At 63.3% G+C, this 19,416-nt stretch carries 19 protein-coding genes; 10 read left to right on the top strand and 9 right to left on the bottom strand.

All coding sequences use genetic code 11. The features are described 5' to 3' along the window. Window positions 1-10 precede the first annotated feature (10 nt). Entirely contained in the window at window positions 11-538 is a 528-nt protein-coding gene (gene ahpD / locus C7450_RS16945; protein ID WP_110375977.1) for an alkylhydroperoxidase, AhpD family, read from the top strand. A gap of 52 nt (window positions 539-590) precedes the next feature. On the opposite strand, the gene C7450_RS16950 is transcribed toward ahpD, so the two are convergent. The 5 genes from C7450_RS16950 to C7450_RS16970 form a co-directional block, all read right to left on the bottom strand. Then, on the bottom strand, window positions 591-1,706 hold the full coding sequence (locus C7450_RS16950; RefSeq protein ID WP_110375650.1) for a choloylglycine hydrolase family protein: 1,116 nt from the start codon (window positions 1,704-1,706) through the stop codon (window positions 591-593). A gap of 227 nt (window positions 1,707-1,933) precedes the next feature. Then, complete coding sequence (gene glpD, locus C7450_RS16955; RefSeq protein WP_110375651.1) at window positions 1,934-3,496, bottom strand: glycerol-3-phosphate dehydrogenase; 1,563 nt, start codon at window positions 3,494-3,496, stop codon at window positions 1,934-1,936. 89 nt (window positions 3,497-3,585) lie between these two features. Then, window positions 3,586-4,065, bottom strand: coding sequence for an ureidoglycolate lyase (locus tag C7450_RS16960; RefSeq protein WP_110375652.1), 480 nt, complete (start codon window positions 4,063-4,065; stop codon window positions 3,586-3,588). A 341-nt stretch (window positions 4,066-4,406) separates the two neighbouring features. Then, entirely contained in the window at window positions 4,407-5,174 is a 768-nt protein-coding gene (locus tag C7450_RS16965; RefSeq protein WP_110375653.1) for an SDR family oxidoreductase, read from the bottom strand. 11 nt (window positions 5,175-5,185) lie between these two features. After that, the gene (locus C7450_RS16970) at window positions 5,186-6,391 is read right to left on the bottom strand and encodes a mandelate racemase/muconate lactonizing enzyme family protein (protein ID WP_110375654.1); all 1,206 of its coding nucleotides are present in this window, start codon (window positions 6,389-6,391) and stop codon (window positions 5,186-5,188) included. 574 nt (window positions 6,392-6,965) lie between these two features. Between C7450_RS16970 and C7450_RS16975 the strand changes: the two genes are divergently transcribed. The 7 genes from C7450_RS16975 to C7450_RS17005 all read left to right on the top strand — a co-directional run bounded on the left by C7450_RS16975 (window position 6,966) and on the right by C7450_RS17005 (window position 12,731). Further along, on the top strand, window positions 6,966-7,745 hold the full coding sequence (locus C7450_RS16975) for a GntR family transcriptional regulator (protein ID WP_110375655.1): 780 nt from the start codon (window positions 6,966-6,968) through the stop codon (window positions 7,743-7,745). Window positions 7,746-7,799: 54 nt separating this feature from the next. Next, on the top strand, window positions 7,800-8,786 hold the full coding sequence (locus tag C7450_RS16980; RefSeq protein ID WP_245449851.1) for a 2-hydroxyacid dehydrogenase: 987 nt from the start codon (window positions 7,800-7,802) through the stop codon (window positions 8,784-8,786). Between the two features lie 82 nt (window positions 8,787-8,868). Then, window positions 8,869-9,675, top strand: coding sequence for a transporter substrate-binding domain-containing protein (locus tag C7450_RS16985; protein ID WP_110375657.1), 807 nt, complete (start codon window positions 8,869-8,871; stop codon window positions 9,673-9,675). Window positions 9,676-10,238: 563 nt separating this feature from the next. After that, window positions 10,239-10,940: an amino acid ABC transporter permease gene (locus C7450_RS16990; RefSeq protein WP_110375658.1), complete on the top strand. Its 702-nt coding sequence runs from the start codon at window positions 10,239-10,241 to the stop codon at window positions 10,938-10,940. Continuing rightward, on the top strand, window positions 10,937-11,593 hold the full coding sequence (locus C7450_RS16995) for an amino acid ABC transporter permease (RefSeq protein ID WP_170147281.1): 657 nt from the start codon (window positions 10,937-10,939) through the stop codon (window positions 11,591-11,593). Before C7450_RS16990 ends, C7450_RS16995 begins: the two co-directional genes overlap by 4 nt. Then, window positions 11,574-12,305, top strand: coding sequence for an amino acid ABC transporter ATP-binding protein (locus C7450_RS17000; RefSeq protein ID WP_110375659.1), 732 nt, complete (start codon window positions 11,574-11,576; stop codon window positions 12,303-12,305). Before C7450_RS16995 ends, C7450_RS17000 begins: the two co-directional genes overlap by 20 nt. 180 nt (window positions 12,306-12,485) lie before the next feature. After that, entirely contained in the window at window positions 12,486-12,731 is a 246-nt protein-coding gene (locus tag C7450_RS17005) for a hypothetical protein (protein WP_110375660.1), read from the top strand. Between the two features lie 550 nt (window positions 12,732-13,281). Here C7450_RS17005 and C7450_RS17010 read toward each other — a convergent pair. From C7450_RS17010 to hemP, 4 genes are all read right to left on the bottom strand, one after another. Further along, window positions 13,282-14,091, bottom strand: a complete 810-nt coding sequence (locus C7450_RS17010) for a heme ABC transporter ATP-binding protein (protein ID WP_110375661.1) — start codon at window positions 14,089-14,091, stop codon at window positions 13,282-13,284. Continuing rightward, window positions 14,088-15,203, bottom strand: coding sequence for a FecCD family ABC transporter permease (locus C7450_RS17015; RefSeq protein WP_210206474.1), 1,116 nt, complete (start codon window positions 15,201-15,203; stop codon window positions 14,088-14,090). Before C7450_RS17015 ends, C7450_RS17010 begins: the two co-directional genes overlap by 4 nt. Window positions 15,204-15,319: 116 nt before the next feature. Then, a complete protein-coding gene (locus C7450_RS17020) occupies window positions 15,320-16,264 on the bottom strand; it encodes a heme/hemin ABC transporter substrate-binding protein (RefSeq protein ID WP_110375663.1) in 945 nt (314 codons plus the stop codon). Continuing rightward, window positions 16,261-16,371 (bottom strand): hemin uptake protein HemP, encoded by a 111-nt coding sequence (gene hemP, locus C7450_RS34600; RefSeq protein WP_245449853.1) that lies wholly within the window; start codon window positions 16,369-16,371, stop codon window positions 16,261-16,263. Before hemP ends, C7450_RS17020 begins: the two co-directional genes overlap by 4 nt. A 409-nt stretch (window positions 16,372-16,780) precedes the next feature. On the opposite strand from hemP, the gene C7450_RS17030 reads away from it, so the two are divergent. Beyond that, window positions 16,781-18,802 (top strand): TonB-dependent hemoglobin/transferrin/lactoferrin family receptor, encoded by a 2,022-nt coding sequence (locus tag C7450_RS17030; protein WP_245449855.1) that lies wholly within the window; start codon window positions 16,781-16,783, stop codon window positions 18,800-18,802. A gap of 214 nt (window positions 18,803-19,016) precedes the next feature. After that, window positions 19,017-19,349 carry a heme-degrading protein HmuQ gene (gene hmuQ, locus C7450_RS17035; protein ID WP_110375665.1) on the top strand — a complete coding sequence of 111 codons (333 nt, stop codon included), beginning with the start codon at window positions 19,017-19,019 and terminating at the stop codon, window positions 19,347-19,349. Window positions 19,350-19,416 lie beyond the last annotated feature (67 nt).

The raw sequence follows: 19,416 nt of genomic DNA on the forward strand, positions 1-19,416 counted from the left end.
CGAGGGTATGATGTCGATTGATACGCTCAAATCCCAGATCCCGGATTTCGCCAAGGACGTCCGCCTCAACCTGTCATCGATGGGCGGCGACGAAAGCCTGACGCCTGCGCAGAAATACGGCCTCTTCGTCGCCTGCGGCATCGCCTCCCGGAACGCGGTCGTTCGCAAGGCGCTCGTCGCCGAGGCCGCGGCGCATCTGGACGAGGCGACCATGGCGGCGGCAAAGGCTGCGGCCGCGATCATGGGCATGAACAACGTCTATTATCGCTTCGTGCATCTGGCCGGGAACAAGGACTACAAGACCTTGCCGGCGAAGCTCCGCATGAATGTCATCGGCAATCCGGGCGTGCCGAAGCTCGATTTCGAGCTGTGGTCGCTGGCCGTTTCCGCCATCAACGGCTGCGGCATGTGCATCGACGCCCATGAGGACGTGCTGCGCAAGGGCGGCGTGACGACGGAGGCGATCCAGACGGCCGTGCGTTTCGCCGCGATCATCCAGTCCGCAGCCCTCGCGGTGGAAGCGGCCGACGTCGCCTGACGCGGCTTTTTGGTGCGGTGCCTCGCGCCCAATGACGTGAGGCACCCTTCGATCAAGGCTGAAGTGCCGCCGCACCCGCGACCGGCTTCGGGTATGGCAGGTCGTCGACAAGCTTCGCGCCCGCTTTACCCTCCGCGAAGATCGGCGCCAGGTCGATCGTCAGATAGTTGAGGCGGTTGTTGTAGTCGGCGATCATCAGGCGGTTGTTGGTGAGATCCTTCAACACCACCCACTGGGTGTAGTCCGAGACCAGCTTGCCATCGGGCATGCGGGACTGCGCGATGCCGACGGGAATGTCGACGTTGTTGAGGATATGCGCGACGGTCTGGACCGCCTCGGCCGCGGTTTTCGGCTCCGTCACGCCGTGACGCAGCATCGTGGCGCGCACGAAACGCGACGGCGGCGTGTAATCGCCCGGCAGCCCGAGGAGCCCGCCGCCCTGGCCGAGCTCGGTCACGTTCACAGCCCCGACCTGACGTGCCGGCACGCCGACGGTCGACAGGTTGAGATAGTTGCGGACATTGTTGATGTGCCAGTCATAGGTCGGCGCGTTCGTGAGCACATGCGCGAGGTTGTCGTGGATCTTGACCTCGCCCTTGACATATTCCACGACCATTCCCGCGCCGCTGCGATCGACGAAGACGAAGTGGATGGTCGCCGGCGTGGGGCCGGTCGGCAGGCTATCGTCGGCCCAGACCTTCATGGTCTTCACAGCTTCGCGCAACGCATCGACGGTGGCGAAATTGCCCAGCGCCCAGCTGCCGAAGGTCAGGACCGACTGGTACTCCTTGTCCTGTGCGGTAACCGTCTGATACTGCGTGAATCCCGGCAGGAAATTGCCGCTCATCGACAGGCCTTCCGAATTCTGGCCGTCGAGCAGGGCGCCGCCCGGGATGATGCCGGCACTCACGCCCACAACGCCGTAGCGCGTGGTGACGGACTTCGCCGGCAAACCTGTGTCCTTCGGAGCGGTCAGCGTCAGCGCGGTGCCCTTCGGCTGGCTGACGAGCGTCCATTTCATATCGAACGCCCATTCCATGGTTCGTCCGGCGATCACGCTCTTGTCGGCTGCGACGATATCGACGGCCGTGCAAGCGATTGCCGTATTCACAAGGGCCGTATTCATGGCAGCGATTAATGCAATCGTCGTAGCGACTGTACGGAACATGTTCTGTCCTTTGTTGGGCCGTTCGGCTGTCCGTTCTTATCCGACACAAGTATTAAGATTAATGCGCGTATGGAGGACAAAAGGACTTTGCCGATAGACGTCGCGGTCGTTGCACAGACCTGGACCGCGAGACAAGATAGACGCGCTGAATGTTTAACCCGTAGCCAAAAAGGCAGGCGCTTGCTTTTAAGGTTAGCGCGGCCGGAGCGCAGTATCATTGCGGGAGATCAAGAGACCGCACGGGCCTCGGAGCGGCCGTATCGGGCAAGCCAGCCGGCGAGCTTTTCGCGCATGGCCGTATCGGCCTCGAGCAGCAGTTTCGTCCGGCGGTTCAGGATGTCATCAGGGCTGCGGGCCCATTCATGCGTGACGAGGTATTCGACCTCGCGCGCATAAAGGCCGGCCCCGAAATGCTCGCCGAGGTCGGCGAGGGAGCGCGCGTCGCCGACCAATGTCGTGGCGAGCGACCCGTAGCTATGCACATAGCGGGACGCGAGATCGGCCGGCAGCCAGGGATGGCGGCCCGCAAAGTCGCGTGCGAAAGCCGTGATGCTGGCGCCGCCGAGATCGCCGCCGGGCAGGGGGGCCGCATGCGTCCAGCCCTTGGTCGGAGCCTGCAGGAGGGGCGCAAGTTTTTCAAGCGCATGTTCGGCGAGCCGGCGGTAGGTCGTCAGCTTGCCGCCGAACACCGACAGCAGAGGCGCAGTTCCATCGGTGCCGCCCGAGAGATCGAACACATAGTCGCGCGTGACCGTCGAGGGGTTGTTGGGGGACGTGTTCTGCGCCGCATCGTCATAGAGCGGCCGCACGCCGGAATAGCTCCATACGACGTCTTCCGGCCTGACAGGCTTTGCGAAATAGCGGCTGACCGACAAGCAGAGATAGGTCGTCTCGGCGGGTGAAATGGCCGCGACGGAAGGGTCGCCGTCATAGGCCACGTCCGTGGTTCCGATCAGCGTGTAGGCGCCCTGGTAGGGGATGACGAAGACGATGCGCTCGTCCGGGTTCTGCAGGATATAGGCGTGGTCGCCGTCATAGAGCCGTGGGACGACGATGTGGCTGCCCTGGACAAGCCGCAGGTGATCCTGGGAGTTCGAATGCAGCACATGCTGAAGCACATCGGTGACCCAGGGGCCGGCGGCGTTCACCAGCGCGCGCGCGCGGATCGTGCGGGATTGTCCGTCCTCCCCCGTGAGCGTCGCATGCCAGAGCGCGCCCTCGCGCCGCGCGGCAGTGCAGGCCGTTCGGGTCAGGATTTCGGCGCCGCGGGCGGCGGCGTCCATGGCATTCAGCACCACGAGGCGGGAATCATCAACGGCGCAGTCGGAATAGACGAAGCCCTTGGTCAGCTCTTGCTTCAGCGGCGCGCCTTCGGCGCCGTGCCGCAGGTCGACCCCATGCGAGCCCGGCAGGCGCGAGCGTTTGGCGAGGTGGTCGTAGAGAAAGAGACCGATGCGGATCATCCAGGCCGGCCGCAGCGTGGCATTGTGGGGCAGCACGAAGCGCAGCGGCCGCACGATATGGGGGGCGATGCCCAGCAGCACCTCGCGCTCCGCCAGCGCCTCGCGCACCAGCCGAAATTCGTATTGCTCGAGATAGCGCAGGCCGCCATGGATGAGCTTGCTGGACGCCGACGACGTGGCGGAGGCGAGATCCCTGCTTTCGCAAAGGATGACCTTCAGTCCGCGACCAACCGCGTCGCGCGCAATACCCACGCCATTGACGCCGCCGCCGATGACCAGAAGGTCGCAGGAACCCTCCGGCGCTGCTGTCTCTCCCCGCGTGGACACCTTGTCTCCAGCCGTAGCCCGACCAACGCCGGTAAGCTATGGCGCGGGCCGGCGGATATCAAACGGAAAACGATGAAGCGGTCGGGCCCTCAGCCGGCAACGATCTCGATCGGCGCGGTCAGGTCGAAGAACAGGTTGTCGCGGCCGTCGCCGGTCTGGGCCATGACGGTCGCGAATTGCGACGGCGCTTCAAGCGCCGTGACGCTCCGGTGCCAGACGTTGCGCTTGTAGGTGATGCCTTCGCGCTTCTCGCTGATGAAAGCCCGCGTCGATGCGATATCCGGGAAGCCGTCGGCGCCCGTATCACACACGACGATGAGGCAGCGTCCGCCTTCCGTCGGGAGGAAGCTTTGCGCCGAGAACGGATGCCGCTCGAGCCGGTCGATCACGACAGGCAACGCATTTGCGGTTTCGATGCGCAGCAGGCTGAGCATCGGCACCGGGGCGTCGTCCGTGCGGTCGAAGGCGCCGGGCACGGGCTGCAACTTGACCTCGCCCTTGTGTGAGAGAACTTCGCCATAAGGCGCAAAGGCTTCAGCAGTCAGCGGTACGGCTTTGAAACGTTGCATGGGAGCTCCAAGGGGTAGAAGAAGCTTTTTTTAGACCCGTGAGGCCCTGGCGAATAGAGGGCGATCTGCGGAGGCTTTTCGGATGACCGGCATGCGCGAGGTATATGGCGCGGACCCCTCCCCTTCAGGGGAGGGCGCCGCCGCAGGCGCCGGGTGGGGCCTGCTCGCTGTGATAACTCCAAAGCACAAGGCTTGGCCGCTGAAACCCACCCGACCTCGCTCTCGCGAGGCCACCCTCCCCTGAAGGGGAGGGATCCGCGTGCCGAAGTTGTGAAGCCTGCTCGACACGATTGACGCAAAGCGCCGGGGTGGTGTCCAAAATTGCGCGTGCTGTTCCGGCCTCACAGCACGGAGGCCATGCCCCCGTCCACGAAAATCAGCTGGCCGTTGACATAGCTCGATGCCGGTGCGGCGAGATAGACGACGGTGCTGATCAGCTCGTCCGGCCGCCCCCAGCGGCGCGCGGGGGTTCGTGCCTTCACCCAGGCGTCGAAAGTCGGATTGTCGATGAGAGCCTGGTTCATGTCGGTGATCATGTAGCCGGGGCCGATGGCATTGGCCTGGATGCCGTGCTCGCCCCATTCGGCGGCCATGCCGCGCGTCAGCATCTTGATGCCACCCTTGGCGACCGTATAGGGCGTCACGGTGGCGCGGGCGAGTTCGCTCGTCAGCGAGCCGATATTGATGACCTTGCCGCGTCCGCGCGGGATCATCCGCTTGGCCGCCTCCCGCCCGATGATGAAGGCGCTGGTGAGGTTCGTCTCGATGACCTTGCGCCATTCGTCGCTCGACAACTCGACGATCGGCTTGCGCAGCTGGATGCCGGCATTGTTGACGAGGATGTCGACGGCGACACCCGCCGCGTCGAGCTTGGCGAAGGCGGCCTTGATGGCGTCCTCGTCGGTGACGTCGAAGGGCGCCTCATACACGGTGAAGCCCTCCGCGCGCATTTCGTCGGCAGCGGATTTGAGGCGCGCGGCATCGACGCCGTTGAGCACGATCGTAGCCCCCGCTTCGGCGAGGCCCTGCGCCATGGCGCGGCCGAGGCCACGCGAGGAGCCGGTGACGAGGGCGGTCTGCCCGGTGAGGTCGAACAGGTTCTTGGCCATGAATGGGCTCCTCAGACGTCCGAACGGCGGACGGTCAGGTCGGTGCGGTCGAAGACGGCGGGCAGAAGGTCGAGGCCGAGGCCGGGCCCTTCCATCGGATAGACATAGCCGTCCTTGATGGTCGGTGTCACGGTGACAAGCTCCTTGTACCAGCCCGTATAGAACGCGCGGACCGATTCCTGGATCAGCGTGTTGGGCTGGCTGAAGGAGGTGTGCACCGCCGCCGCGAAGCCGACCGGCCCGATGCAGTCATGCGGCGCGAAGGGGCGGTGCCAGGTCTCGGCGAGCGCGGCGATCTTGCGCCCCTCCGTCAAGCCGCCGGACCAGCAGAGATCGACCATCACCACATGGGTGGCGTCGCGATCGAGCATGTCCTTGTAAGGCCAGCGCGAGCCGAGCGTCTCGCTGGCGCAGACCCAGACATCCGTGGATCGGGCATATTCACTGAGCGCCTGCGGCGAGTTCATGCGGATCGGATCCTCGAACCACATGGGCTTGTAGGGCTCCAGCGCCTTGGCGATCTGCTTGGCGGTCGGCAGGTTCCACAGCGAATGGAACTCCACCATGATGTCGATCGCGTCGCCGACCGCCCTGCGGATCTTCTCGAAGGGCTCGATGGCCGTCTTCAGCTGCGCCGCGGTGATGTAGAGACCCTGGTTCTCGATGGCATGCGGATCAAACGGCCAGATCTTCATGGCGGTAATGCCGTTCTCGAGCAGGTTCTCGGCGAGCGCGCCGGCGTCCGTCATGAAGGCTTCGAGGTCCTCATAGGGACCGGCGGCCTCGCTCTGGCCGAAGTTCCAGTTCGAGACCGGCTTGATGTTGTTGGAGCGGACATAGCCGTAGCCGGCGCAGGTGTTGTAGATGCGCAGCTTGTCGCGGCAGAGCCCGCCGAGCATCTGGTGGACGGGAAGGTTGCAGACCTTGCCGAACAGGTCCCACAGCGCGATGTCGATGGCAGAGGCCGCGCGATATTCGACACCGGTCGAGGATTGCGCCATCGGCAGGTTCACCATGTCGCGGTGGATCGCCTCGATATGCAGGGGATTGCGGCCGAGGAGGCGGCCCGCGAGCGTGTCATGGATATGGGCCTCGACGGCGCCCGCGCCGTAGAAGGTTTCACCGAGCCCGATCAGCCCGGAATCGGTATGAACGCGCACCCAGAGGACATTGGCAAATTCCTCCGTGCGCAGGGTCTCGATGGACGTGATCTTCATCGGTCGGTTTCCTCCTGAAACGTCTTTTGTCCCTGCCAGACGGTCCGATCGGTTTCTGGCGGAGATGAACCTTGTCTACTGACTTTAGTGATATGCCGCGCGACTGCGAGCCGTGGTGGCGCGCGGCCGCACTGCTTGCGCGCCGCGGAGCATCGAGAGGAGGCTCGGTGGAATTCCACGCGGGGCATGCGCGGCGCTGTCGTGCTCCATGGCAACGGGCCCCGGCGCGACGCCAGAGGCGCTCCGGACGCGCGGGTCATCGCGCTCGCATAGGAAAGGGCTCAATTGGAAACGCATTGACATTGCCGATGATCGCGCCATGCCGTGGCAGGTGCCAGGGCTGTCAAGAGCTGAGGCCATAGCCACCGCAGCCTTCCACCCGACCGAACCACATCGGTCATAGTTATATTTCCGTTTGTAAAATATTACAACATGTTTTAAAATGCAGTTGCAACGGGGACGAATAACGCCCGTTCCGGCCGCTTCTTGTCGGAGGCTTCGACAAGCGGTCGTTCAAGCTCAACGAAGATCCCAGCCGCTTGACCGCGGATGGGGAGGGACAGGGAAACGCTTGATGGCGCAGACACGCAGCCAGTCCACGCTCACGGCGGTCGATACTGCCGAGCCTGCTGCGCCGCGTCGCCGCAATCGCGTGAACCTGTTTGATCTTGCCTATGAGCGGCTCGAGGATCTCATCGTCAATTGCGAGCTCAAGCCCGGGCGGTTCCTGGCGATCCAGGATCTTCAGGACATCAGCGGCTTCGGGCGCACCCCGGTGCATCAGGCGGTCAGTCGTCTCGCTGCGGATACGCTGGTTATCGTCCGGCCGCGCCACGGCGTGCAGATCGCGCCCATCGATCTCGCCCGCGAACGTGTGTTGCTCCGGCTGCGTCGCGATCTCGAGCGTTTCGTCATCAGGCTCGCCACCGAGAAATCGGGACCTTCCCACCGCAACCAGCTGCTCCACCTCGCGCGTGCCCTGCGGGAGCATCGCGAGACCCTGACGCTGAGCGAGTTCAACACCTTCGATCGCCGCATCGACCAGCTCATCCTCGCCGCGGCGGGAGAGCCATTTCTGGAACATACCCTGCGTCCGCTGCACACGTTGTTCCGGCGCATCGGCTGGATCTTCCACAACCGGATTGCCTCGGACCAGAATTTCGGCGCGACCGTCGACAGCCATCTCGCCATCCTCGATGCGATCGCCGGCCGGCAGGTGGATGAGGCGGTGGCCGCGTCAGACGCCCTGATGGATTTCGTCGACAGCATGTTCGACATCATGGAGCGGGAGGTCGATCCCTCCCTGCTCGATTGCAACCTCGCACCTTTCGTATCGCCTGCTTCAACCCGATGAACCCACAAAAGGGGCAGATGCGTCAGTCATCTGTCGCAAGTTCGGATCCTGCTCATGCGCATCGTCTTTCATGGTGAAAATGCAGCATCCTTCAGCCACGGCTTCGCCGATCTGGTTGGAGAGGCTGACATCACCGTTCTGCCCGATATCCTCGCGAGCGAGGCCGATCGCGCCGCTTATGCGGCTGCGGATGTCGTGGTCGGCACACGCTTCAACACGTCGCTTCCACGCCCTGCAGGCTTGAAGCTCTTTCACGTGCCGGGGGCCGGCTACGACGCGGTTGATCTCGGCGCATTGCCGGCCTCAGCCACCGTCTGCAACTGCTTCGGCCATGAGCAGGCCATTGCCGAATATGTGATGGCGGGCATTCTCGCGCGTCATGTGCCGCTCGCCGATGCCGATGCCAAGCTCCGTAAGAAGGACTGGTCCTATTGGGCGGGAGCGCCGGAGCGCGTCCACGACGAATTGGCGGAGAAGACCATCGGGCTCCTCGGTTTCGGCCATATCGGCAAGGCGATCGCTGTACGGGCAAAGGCCTTCGAAATGAAGGTCGACGTCGCCAACCGCTCGCCTGTGCCGGCGTCGGAACGGGTGGACAGGTCCTTTACGCTGGACCAGCTTGATGAATTCTGGGGATCGGCTGATTTCATCGTCGTGTCGGTGCCGCTGACCGCTGAAACCACAGGGATTGTTGGTAAAGAAGCCTTCGATGCGATGCGTCCCTCCGCAGTCGTTTTCAATGTGGGGCGTGGCCCCACCATAGACGAGACCGCGCTCTACGCGGCTTTGCGGGACAACAAAATCGCCGGTGCGGTGATCGACACATGGTATGTCTATCCGTCCCCAGACAAACCTGATGTGCTGCCGTCAATTCTACCTTTTCATGAATTGCCGAATGTTGTCATGACCCCGCATATGTCCGGGTGGACGAGCGGGACCATTCGCCGGAGACAAAAGACCATCGCCGACAATGTCCTGAGCCGTGCAGCCGGGCGGCCCTGCACAAATGTCGTGCGTGAAGGGGGGAGCGCTGATTCATAGAGGCAAAACGCATTCCCCGGGATCCAACGAAGAACCCAGGTTGACGAACGAAGCGGAACATCCGCGTATAGGGAGAGATTTTATGGTGTCTTTCAGAACTTTCAAATATGCGATCGCGGCGCTTGCGCTCGGCGCCGCTGCCGTCGGCGCGACGAGCCAGGCCTCTGCCCAGACCGTCCAGGACATCGTCAAGCGCGGCAAGGCGCGCATCGGCGTGCTGATCGGCGCTCCGCCCTATGGTTCGGTTGACGCTCAGGGCAACGCGGTTGGTTATGACGCGGATGTCACGGCGATCGTCGGCAAATATCTCGGCGTGCCCGTCGAAGTCGTGCAGCTGACGCCGCCGTCGCGTATTCCGGCGCTTGAATCCGGCAAGGTGGACTTCCTCATCGCAACGCTGGCCCCGACGCCGGAGCGTGCGAAATCCGTGCTGTTCACGATCCCCTACAGCATTTTCCAGCCGGGCATCTACGCGCACAAGAACGCGAACATCACCAAGTGGGAAGATCTCAAGGGCAAGAAGGTCGGCGTCAATCGCGGATCGAGCGTGGAGCACGAGCTGACGAGCCGCGAGAAGGACCTCAATCTGCAGATCATGCGCTTCGAGGATGACGCCACGGTCATGATGGCGCTGTTCACCGGCCAGGTCGACGCGATCGCCGGTCCGGATGCGCAGGCCAACGCAGCCATGAAGGCGCGCAACGTCACCGACTACGAGCAAAAGTTCATCTTTGCCCGGCAGCCGAATTCGATGACGGTGCGCAAGGACCAGACAGACCTGCGCGACTGGCTCAACAACGTGATCTACTACATCAAGCTGAACGGTGAGCTCGATGCCGTGTCCCGCAAGTGGGTCGGCTCCCCGCTGCCCGAGCTGCCGGTGTTCTAGAGCATTTCTGGTGAACTCCGGTTCACCAGAAATGCTGCAGGTCTTTGTTTCTACGCATTTTCTTCACGCGAACCGGTGTCCACTTCGCTCGAAAATGCTCTAGTGTCCCGAATCCGAAATTCGTATCATTTCCGGGAGGCGTCGTTCGAATTTCGGATTCAATCAGGACACTAGTGGAGCGAATTTGACATTTGAGTCCCGCCTGACATCAAGCTCCAGATCAAATGTCAAATTCAAAAGCTCCACTAGAACCAATAACTTGCTAGTGGTTTTCTTGACTCCGACATTTGCTCCGAGGCCGGTATCAGGCGGATGCAAATGTCGGAGTCGAACCACTAGCAGGCTAATGATTCTCGCGTGGTTTTCGGATTTGAAATTCGCTCATCACCCTCGACCCATTCTGTGACGAATTTCAAATCCACCACGCGAGGACAACTGCCATCGACGACCGCTCCGCCTGCGCTGAACAAGCACAGGCGGGGCATTCCAGCCGGTAGGCTTTCGCTCCAGCCGCCTGCCGCCCGCACTGCGCGCGTTGACGACGAGAGGCCAGTGGCGAAACGATGCAGTATCAATTTCAATTCAACAGTGTTCTGGCCGAATCCGGCTTCATCATGCAGGGCATCCTGCTGACGATCTATTTGTCGATTGGCTCGATCATCCTCGGATCGATCATCGCGATCCTGTTCTCGGCGCTGCGCGCCAACGGTCCACGCTGGGTCGGCGGCCTCGTCGACGTCTATGTTGAATTGCTGCGCAACACACCCTTTCTGGTGCAGTTGTTCATCATATTCTTCGGGCTGCCCTCGATCGGCATACGCCTTACGGCCGACCAGGCTGCCCTGCTCGCCATGACGCTGAATCTCGCGGCCTATTCCACCGAGATCATCCGCGCCGGCGTCGATTCGATCCACCGCTCGCAGATCGAGGCGGGCCTCTCGCTCGCTATGACCAAGCGCCAGATCTTCCAGCACGTCATCATCGTGCCGGCGATCGCCAAGGTCTGGCCGGCGCTGTCCAGCCAGTTCGTCCTGATGCTGCTCGCCTCCTCGATCTGCTCCTTCATTTCGGTGCAGGAACTCTCGGGCGTCACCGCCATCATCGAGCAGCGCACGTTCCGCAGCTTCGAGAGCTACATCGTCGCCACGCTCCTCTATCTCGTGCTCGCCCTGACCTTGAAGGTCGGGCTCCTCGGCCTCGGGCGGCTCATCTTCCCCCGCGTGTCCGGGCTCTCCCGTGTCCAGGTCAAGGGAGAGGCAGCATGATCGAGTCCTTTGGCTGGCCTGAATTCATGTTCCTCGTCCGGGCGACCGGCTGGACATTGGTTCTGACGGTGGTCGCCTTCCTCTTCGGCAGCATCGTCGGCGGCGCCTTCGCGATCATGCGCCTGGCGCAGAGCCGCATCCTACGCAACGTCGCATCGGTCTACATCCTGGTCATCCAGTCCGTTCCGGTGCTGATGGTGCTGTTCCTGTCCTATTACGGGCTCTCGCTGGCAGGCTTCGACATTCCTCCGCTGATCGCCGCCTCGCTCTCCCTCGGCATCTATGTCAGTGCCTATCTCGCCGAGATCTGGCGCGGGTCGATCGAGGCCGTGCCCTTCCAGCAATGGGAGGCGTCCTCGTCGCTCGCCATGACGCGCGGCCAGCAGTATCGTTACGTGATCCTGCCCCAGGCGCTCAGGATCTCCGTGCCGCCAACGGTCGGTTTCCTCGTGCAGCTCGTCAAGAACACCTCGATCGTATCGGTCGTCGGTTTCGTCGATCTGGCACGCGCTGGCCAGCTCATCAACAATGCGACGTTCCAGCCGTTTCAGGTCTTTGGCTCGGTGGCGGTGATCTATTTCCTGATCTGCTTCCCGCTGTCGCGTCTCAGCAAACATCTTGAGAAGGTGCTCCATGTCGGCCGTACACATTGAGAACGTCCATAAGAGCTTCGGCAAACTCGAGGTCCTGAAGGGAGTTTCGCTGACGGTTGAGGCGGGGCAGGTGGTGGCCATCATCGGTCGCAGCGGTTCCGGCAAGTCGACCCTGCTGCGTTGCATCAACGGGCTCGAGACCATCCAGTCCGGGCGCATCGAGGTGGTTGGCCACACCGTCACCTATACCGACGAGAAGTTGCGGGCTCTGCGCAAGGACGTCGGCATCGTCTTCCAGAGCTACAATCTGTTCCCGCATCTCACCGTCGGCCAGAACATCATGCTCGCGCCCCGCATCACCAAGGGCGTGCCGAAGGAGGAGGCGAGGGCACAGGCCGAGAAGGTCCTGGCGCAGGTGGGGCTCTCGGAGAAGTTCGATGTCTATCCGGACAACCTGTCCGGTGGCCAGCAGCAGCGCGTGGCGATCGCCCGCTCGCTCGCCATGCAGCCGAAGGTCATGCTGTTCGACGAGGTGACCTCGGCGCTCGATCCCGAACTCACCGGCGAGGTGCTCTTGGTCATGGAGGAACTGGCCCGCGGCGGCATGACCATGCTGCTCGTGACGCATGAAATGAACTTCGCGCGCAGCGTCGCCGATTTCACCGTCTTCATGCATCAGGGCAAGGTCTGGGAAATGGGGCCGTCGGAAGAGCTGTTCTCCCACCCGAAAACCCCCGAACTCGCCGCTTTCGTGAAGAGCACCCTGAAATAGGCCGGCACAGATGCCGGCAGAGCGATTTCAAGGGCGCGCTGCCGGCTCTCCCCCCACCCGCCGCCTCACGGAAGCCCCGCGGTTGCCTGCACTTTGCATGTTTTCGCAAATCCCGGTCCAATTGACGGACGGGATGTGGTAAACTTGCCGGCAAAGCAGGACCAAAGACGGGAGGAATGCATGGCGACCATCATTTCCGTGACGGAGAAAGCCTCGGGGCACCGCGTTCTGGTCAATGCGGACCACATCCTCATGGTCCGGGCGATTTCCCACGGTGGCTGCAACGTCTATCTCGACAGTGCCAGCATCCACGCCCCCGATATCCTCACCGTCGCTGACGACATGGACGATCTCGTCCGTCGCTGGCACGCGGACACGCGGACGCAGGGCGAGGCGACGATCCAGCCTGTGCATACGCCGCATTAGGGCCAATCGCCATTCGGCGTGCTCAGATGTCATGGCCGGGGCTTGTCCCGGCCATCCCTGGGGGGCTGGGCGGTTGAATGCGTAGCTTTTCTACATAAAATGCGCGTAGATCGTGAATGTTCGGCCCGAGAAAGAATTGGCGCCGGAAGGGGGGAGCTTCCGGCGCCTCGTAGGCATGGCCTACGACTCCGGCCCGTCGCCCGCCGGGGGAGCGGAGGGCAAACGTGGCGACAGAGCTCGTCGTCACAACATCCTTGGCGAATAGCAGTTTTTCGGCCAGTTGCGATAAAAATTTCGCTCATTGCCCCGATTTTGCCTGTGAGGAACTTCCTTATCAACCACCTGTGGAAAAGTTACGGTATTTAATTACCTAAAAGGTATTTCAATACCCAGGGTGATTTCATCGGGATGTTCACTCCGGCGTTCACCCCCGGGGCCGCATCTCAAGCTCGGCCCCTCTCTGGTCCGAGAATGCGTCGAGGATAAGGCGGGCGCATATCGCCTTCTCCGGCGCGAGCCCGACCGGGCGGCGATTCGCCGCCGATCGCCGTCAGGGGGCGCTTTGCCGCGCTTGTGGCAGAACAAAGGGCATCGGCGCCGCGGGGATGGCGCGAATGGCGAGGCGAACGCCAAACGTCTCGGCCAGCAGACGATCCGTCAGCACCTCAGCAGGGGGTCCGTGTGCGACCTGGCGACCGGACTTAAGCACGATCAGCTCATCCGCATAGGCGGCCGCCAGATTGAGGTCGTGCAGGATGGCGAAGACCGCCGCGCCTTCGGTGGCGAGACGCCGCGCCGTCTCGAGGACGGCGATCTGGTGTTCGAGATCAAGGCCCGACACCGGTTCGTCGAGAAACAGCACCTGGCGGGGCTCGTGAATGCGCCCGGCCGCGAGCTGGCACAATACGCGCGCGAACTGCACGCGCTGCTGCTCGCCGCCGGACAAGGTGGGAAACTGCCGTTCGGCCAGATGGGCCACGTCGGCCTGTTCCAGGGCCGTGGCGATTCTGGCCTGGGCGGAACGACCGGCAACAGGGCTGCCGGCGCCATCGAGGCCGAGCGCGACGACCTCGTAGACCGTGAAGGGAAAGGCGAGGGTTCCCGATTGCGGCAGCACCGCCCGCTTGGCGGCGAGCTGCCAGTGCGGCAGGTCGCGCAGGGGGACGCCGCTGTAGGCGATGCTGCCCGATGTCGGCGCGAGTTCCCCGACAAGCAGGCGCAGAAGCGTGGACTTGCCTGCGCCGTTCGGGCCGAGCACGACGGTGATGCGTCCCGGCGGCAGCACAAGCGAAATATCGTCCAGGATGGTGGTGCGGCGGGTCGCGAAGCCAATGCCGCGGGCTTCGACGAGCGGGATCATGTGACCATTCTCCTGCGCGCAAGCAGGAGCCACAGAAAGAAGGGCGCGCCGATGGCCGCCGTCAGAATGCCGATGGGGAGTTCCGCGGGGGCGACGATCAGGCGGGCGAGAATGTCGGATCCGAGGAGCAGTGCCGCGCCCAGCAGGGCGCTCGCGGGCAGAAGGACCTTGTGGTTCGCGCCGATGGCAAGCCGCAGGAGATGCGGCACGACGATGCCGACGAAGCCGATGACGCCGGCGGCGGCGACCGCAGCGCCGACGGCGAGCGCCACGACGACGATCACAATGCGCTTGATGCGTTCCACCGGCAGGCCAAGGTGGAAGGCCTCGGCCTCGCCGAGCGACAGGGCGTTGAGGCTGCGTCCGAGGAAGGACAGCGCGATGGCCATCGGGATGAAGGCCGGCAGGATCGTCGCAACCTTCGTCCAGGTGGCGCCGCCGAGGCTCCCGAGCGACCAGAAGGTGAGATCACGCAACTGCTGGTCGTTGCTCATAAAGGTGAGAAGCCCCGTAATGGCGCCCGCCATGGCGCCGAGGGCGACGCCCGCGAGCAGGAGTGTGGCGATCGACGTCCGCCCCGAGCCGGATGAGAGCCCATAGAGCACCGACGTGAACAGCAGGCCGCCGAAGAAGGCGGCGATCGGCAGGGCAGCAAAGGGCAGGACAGCAAAGGGCAGATACGGCAACAGGCGTTCGCCGAGCACGATGACGGTGGCTGCCGCCAGCGCCGCTCCGCTTGAGACGCCGACGAGGCCGGGATCGGCGAGCGGATTGCGGAACAGCCCCTGCATCAAGGCCCCGGAGACCGCGAGCGTCGCGCCGACTATCAGGCCAAGCAAGGTGCGTGGGAGGCGGATATTGAGGATGACCAGGCTGTCGCGTGCGGCGTCCGCATCGACGGGCAGGCCTGTCACGGAGGTCCAGAGGGCGGCAAGGGTTCTGCCGGGTGGAATGGGGACGGCACCGAGGCCGAGCGACAGCACGCTGGTGGCCGCGACAATGAGCATGAGCAGGCCAAACACGAACGCCGTTCGTCTGCGCCGCCGCTGCAATGCGGCAGCCAGCGTCACGCCCACGCCGGCCGTAGCAGCCCGCGCCGGCGATGCACCCATCGGCCTGGAATCCATCGTCACGCCATTCACCTCGCGTCGCGATGCGGAAGCACGCTGGCATCCGCCCGCCCGCCGTTACCCCCCGCCGTTGTCCCCGCCGTTGCCCAGATGTGGGATTATCGGCCGGCCGCGGCGGGCAGATGCTCGCTCGCGGAGAGAGCCTTCACCGCCGGCAGGTCCGGATAGAAGGCCTGCATCAGATAGGCAACCGCTTCGGGTGTGCGCGGGCCGAAGCCGAGGAGCCAGTGACCATCGGCCGTGACGAGGCGCCGCGCAGCGCCGGCGGGCGTCGCAGACAGTGCCGCATTGGCGAAAACCGTATCCGGGTCTGCGTGCAGACCCTCGCGCGCCATCATGACGACGACGTCCGGGGCGGCGGTGATGATGGCCTCGTCGGTCATCGCCTTGTAGCCGCTGAAGCCGGCGCCGACATTCGTGGCCCCGGCCAGGGCGATCATGCCGTCGGCTGCCGTGCCTGTGCCGGCGATGAGCGGCCGGCCGTTCTGCATCGCGAGGACGAAGAGCGCCTTGACGGGCTTGGTCACCGTTTCCCGGGCCTTGGCCACGGCCGCAAAGCGCGTCTCGACATCGCTCGCCAGCCGGGCGGCCGCTGCCTCGCTGCCGGTGGCCCGGCCAATGGCGTGGATCTTCTCGATGATTCCGGCCGCCGTCGGCGTGTCGGGAATCGTCACCAGGCGAACGCCGGCTTCCTCCAGGAGCTTGAGGGCCGCCGGCGGCCCGGACCCGGCCGAGACGAGCACGCTATCGGGTGACAGCGACAGCACGCCCTCGGCGGACAACTGGCGCATATAGCCGACGTTGGGTTTGTCTTTCAGCGCGGACGGCGGATAGAGGCTCGTGGTGTCGATCCCGACGATCCGCCCCTCGGCGCCGAGCGCATAGAGAGTTTCCGTCACGGCGCCGCCGACGGCGACAATGCGTTGTGGCGACGCGTCCTGGGCAAGCAAGGCCATCGGCCGGAGGGCGATGAACAGCGCGGACAGACCGGTAACGTGCAGCAGGGACCGTCGGGACAACGGCGGAGCGATGATATCTGTCATTTCGTCAGGATCAGTTTGTCATTGGCTGTGATGCGCAGGCGATAGCGTTCGCCGTTGTGCACGATAACCAGCTCGCGCTTGTCGCCGAAGAGCTGTTGGGCGTTCACGGTCGGCTCTTCCGCGGGGCGTCTTGCGGAGGCCGGCGGCGCCGGCGGAGAGGTGTCGTGCGGACTTGTCATGATTTTGAACTGTTCAAATGTGAAAGTAAAGTCGGGCGACGTTAAAGTGCTAGTTTAGAAGAAGCTTAAACTAGGTCGAACGCCAATATTGACACCTCTAAAATAGGTATTTACGAAACGCAAACGTCGCATGCATCAGGCATTCGACGTTCTGACGCCAGCCAGCCTCCAGGTCCGCCTTTTTGGGACCTCGCCAGCCAGCACATTCAACACGTTTTTCAAGGACGTTGCGATGTTTCGTGCGATGAGGCTGCAGGCTTTGGCCTTTATATCCCTTTCAGCCATGATGGCGGCGCAGGCTGAGGCGCAAGCGCCCGCGAATCAGCCGCAGCCGGCCATGACTGAGGCAATGGACGTGGTGACGCTCGATGCGATCACCATCACCGCCACCAAGACCGAGGAGACGGTGGTCGACACGCTGGCCGGCGCCAGCGTCGTGACGCGCGCCGACATGGACCGCTTCCAGGCGTCCACGGTCTCCGACGCGCTCATCGGTGTCCCCGGCGTCGTGGCACCCATGGCGGTCAACGATCCCGGCCAGTCGATCAACATCCGCGGTCTGCAGGATTTCGGCCGCGTCAACGTGCTGGTCGACGGGGCGCGGCAGAACTTCCAGATTTCCGGCCATAACGCGAACGGCACGTTCTATCTGGATCCCGAACTCATCGGACAGATCGACGTGGTGCGCGGCCCGGTCTCGACGATCTACGGTTCGGGCGCCATCGGCGGCGTCGCGGCGTTCCAGACACGCACCATCAATGACATCCTCAAGCCCGACGAGAAGTTCGGGATGGAGCAGAAGATCGGCTTCGGCACGAACGGCGCGGGCTTTCTCAACAGCACGTCCGGGGCGGTCCGCCTCGGAACGAATGCCGATCTGTTCGGCCAGTTCGTCTATCGCAACACCAATTCCTACAAGGACGGCAACGGCGACAAGATCCCCGACACCGGCAGCGAGCTGGTTGCGGGTCTCGTGAAGTTCAATATCCGTCCCGCCGATGGCCACCAGATCAGCGCCACGGCCATGCGGCAGAACTATGATTACGACAACAACGGCACCAGTGGCGCCGGCACACGCTGGAGCAACGAGGTCGAGACCGGGACCTATACGCTCGGCTATACCTTCAGCCGCCCCGATGTGCCGTGGCTCGATCTCAGCATCAAGGGCTATTATACCGAGACGAAGCTTCAGCAGACCACCATTGCGCCGAACACGACCTATTCCGCGCTGGGGGTGGAGGCGGGCGACAGGCTCTCCGACCGCATCCGTACCCTTGGCTTCGACGTCAACAACACGTCGCGCTTCTCGACGGGCCCGGTCGATCATGCGCTGACCTACGGCTTCGACAGTTCCTGGGACCGGGTGAAGACGGTCGACAACGCCGGCGGCTATGTCGGCGCGCTGACGCCCTCCGGCAATCGCCGTCTCTCCGGCGGCTTCATTCAGGACGAGGTGAAATACAACAACTGGCTCCGGGTGCTCGGCGCCTTGCGCTACGACAATTACAAGCTGGACGGCGGCGGCTATGAATCCGACGGCAGCCGCTGGTCGCCGAAGGTCACGGTCGGCGTCACGCCGGTCAAGGGCATCGAGCTCTACGGCACCTATGCCGAAGGCTACCGGGCCCCGTCGATCACCGAGACGCTGATTGCCGGCACTCACCCTTTCCCGGCCTTCAACATCCTGCCCAATCCGAACCTCAAGCCGGAAGTGGCGCGGAACATCGAAGCGGGCGTGAACGTCAAGTACAACGACGTCCTGAAGGACGGCGACACCTTCCGGGCCAAGGCCAACGTCTTCCGCAACAAGATCGACGACTACATCGACATGGAGGAGGTCGGCAGCCCCTATCTGGTGCCCTACATTCCCGGCATGCCGGCGAGTGTCTGCGCACGGGCGCCGCAGTACTGCATGTCGATATACTCGTACCAGTATGTCAATATCGCCCAGGCCAAGATCACCGGTGTCGAGGTCGAGGCCGCCTACGACTGGAAGTGGGGCTTCATGACGGTGGCCGGCACGGTTCTCAACGGCAAGAACGAGGTGACCGGCGGTCCGCTCAATACGGTTTCCCCGAACCGGGTCTCCTCGACGCTGGGCTTCCGCTTCCTCGACGACAAGCTGACGGTCGGCGGACGCCTGACGCTGGTGGACAGCACGAAGAAGACGGTGACCAACCCGGAAGCCGGCTACGGCCTCGTCGATCTCTTCGCCTCCTACCAGTACAACGACGACATTCGCGGCGACGTGGTCATCCAGAACCTGTTCGATCGCCAGTACACCCAGTACCTGAATTCCGAGGCGAGCGCCGGCCTGACCGCCAAGTTCGCGCTGACGGTACGCTTCGCCAGCAAATAGCGCGAACCGGGATCACGGGTGGGGGAGATCGCCCCTCCACCTGGTGACCTCCACCGGTTGATCTGCCATGCTCGAAAGCATTTTCAAGCGAGGCGGAAACCGGTTCGCGTCAAGAAACTGCGTAAAAACAAATATTTAGGGTAGTTCCGGTGAGCCGGATTTCACCGGAATTGCTTTAGCGGCGAAGGCCTTTAATCAGCAAGGGACGTGAGACATGTTTATCGCAATGAACCGCTTCAAGGTCGCTCTCGGATCCGAGGACGCATTTGAAAACGTCTGGCTTTCGCGCGAGACGCATCTTGAAGATCTGCCGGGCTTCGTAGAGTTCCATCTTCTCCGCGGCCCGCGCAGCGAGGATCACGTGCTCTACTCCTCGCACACCATCTGGCGCACGAAGGCTGACTTCGAGGCCTGGACGAAGTCGGAGGCCTTCCGTCTCGCCCATAAGGGGGCCGGTTCGAGCGGCGCAATTTACATCGGCCATCCGCAGTTCGAAGGCTTCGAGGTCATCCAGACCGTGACGGCGAACGGCGCAGCCGCGGCCTGACAAAACGTCCGATGGCCTCATCGAGCGGTTGACGATAGGTTTGCCAACGATGGGCGGCTTACGGGCG

Origin of the sequence: Chelatococcus asaccharovorans (genome assembly GCF_003201475.1) — a bacterium.
Classification (GTDB): Bacteria; Pseudomonadota; Alphaproteobacteria; order Rhizobiales; family Beijerinckiaceae; genus Chelatococcus; species Chelatococcus asaccharovorans.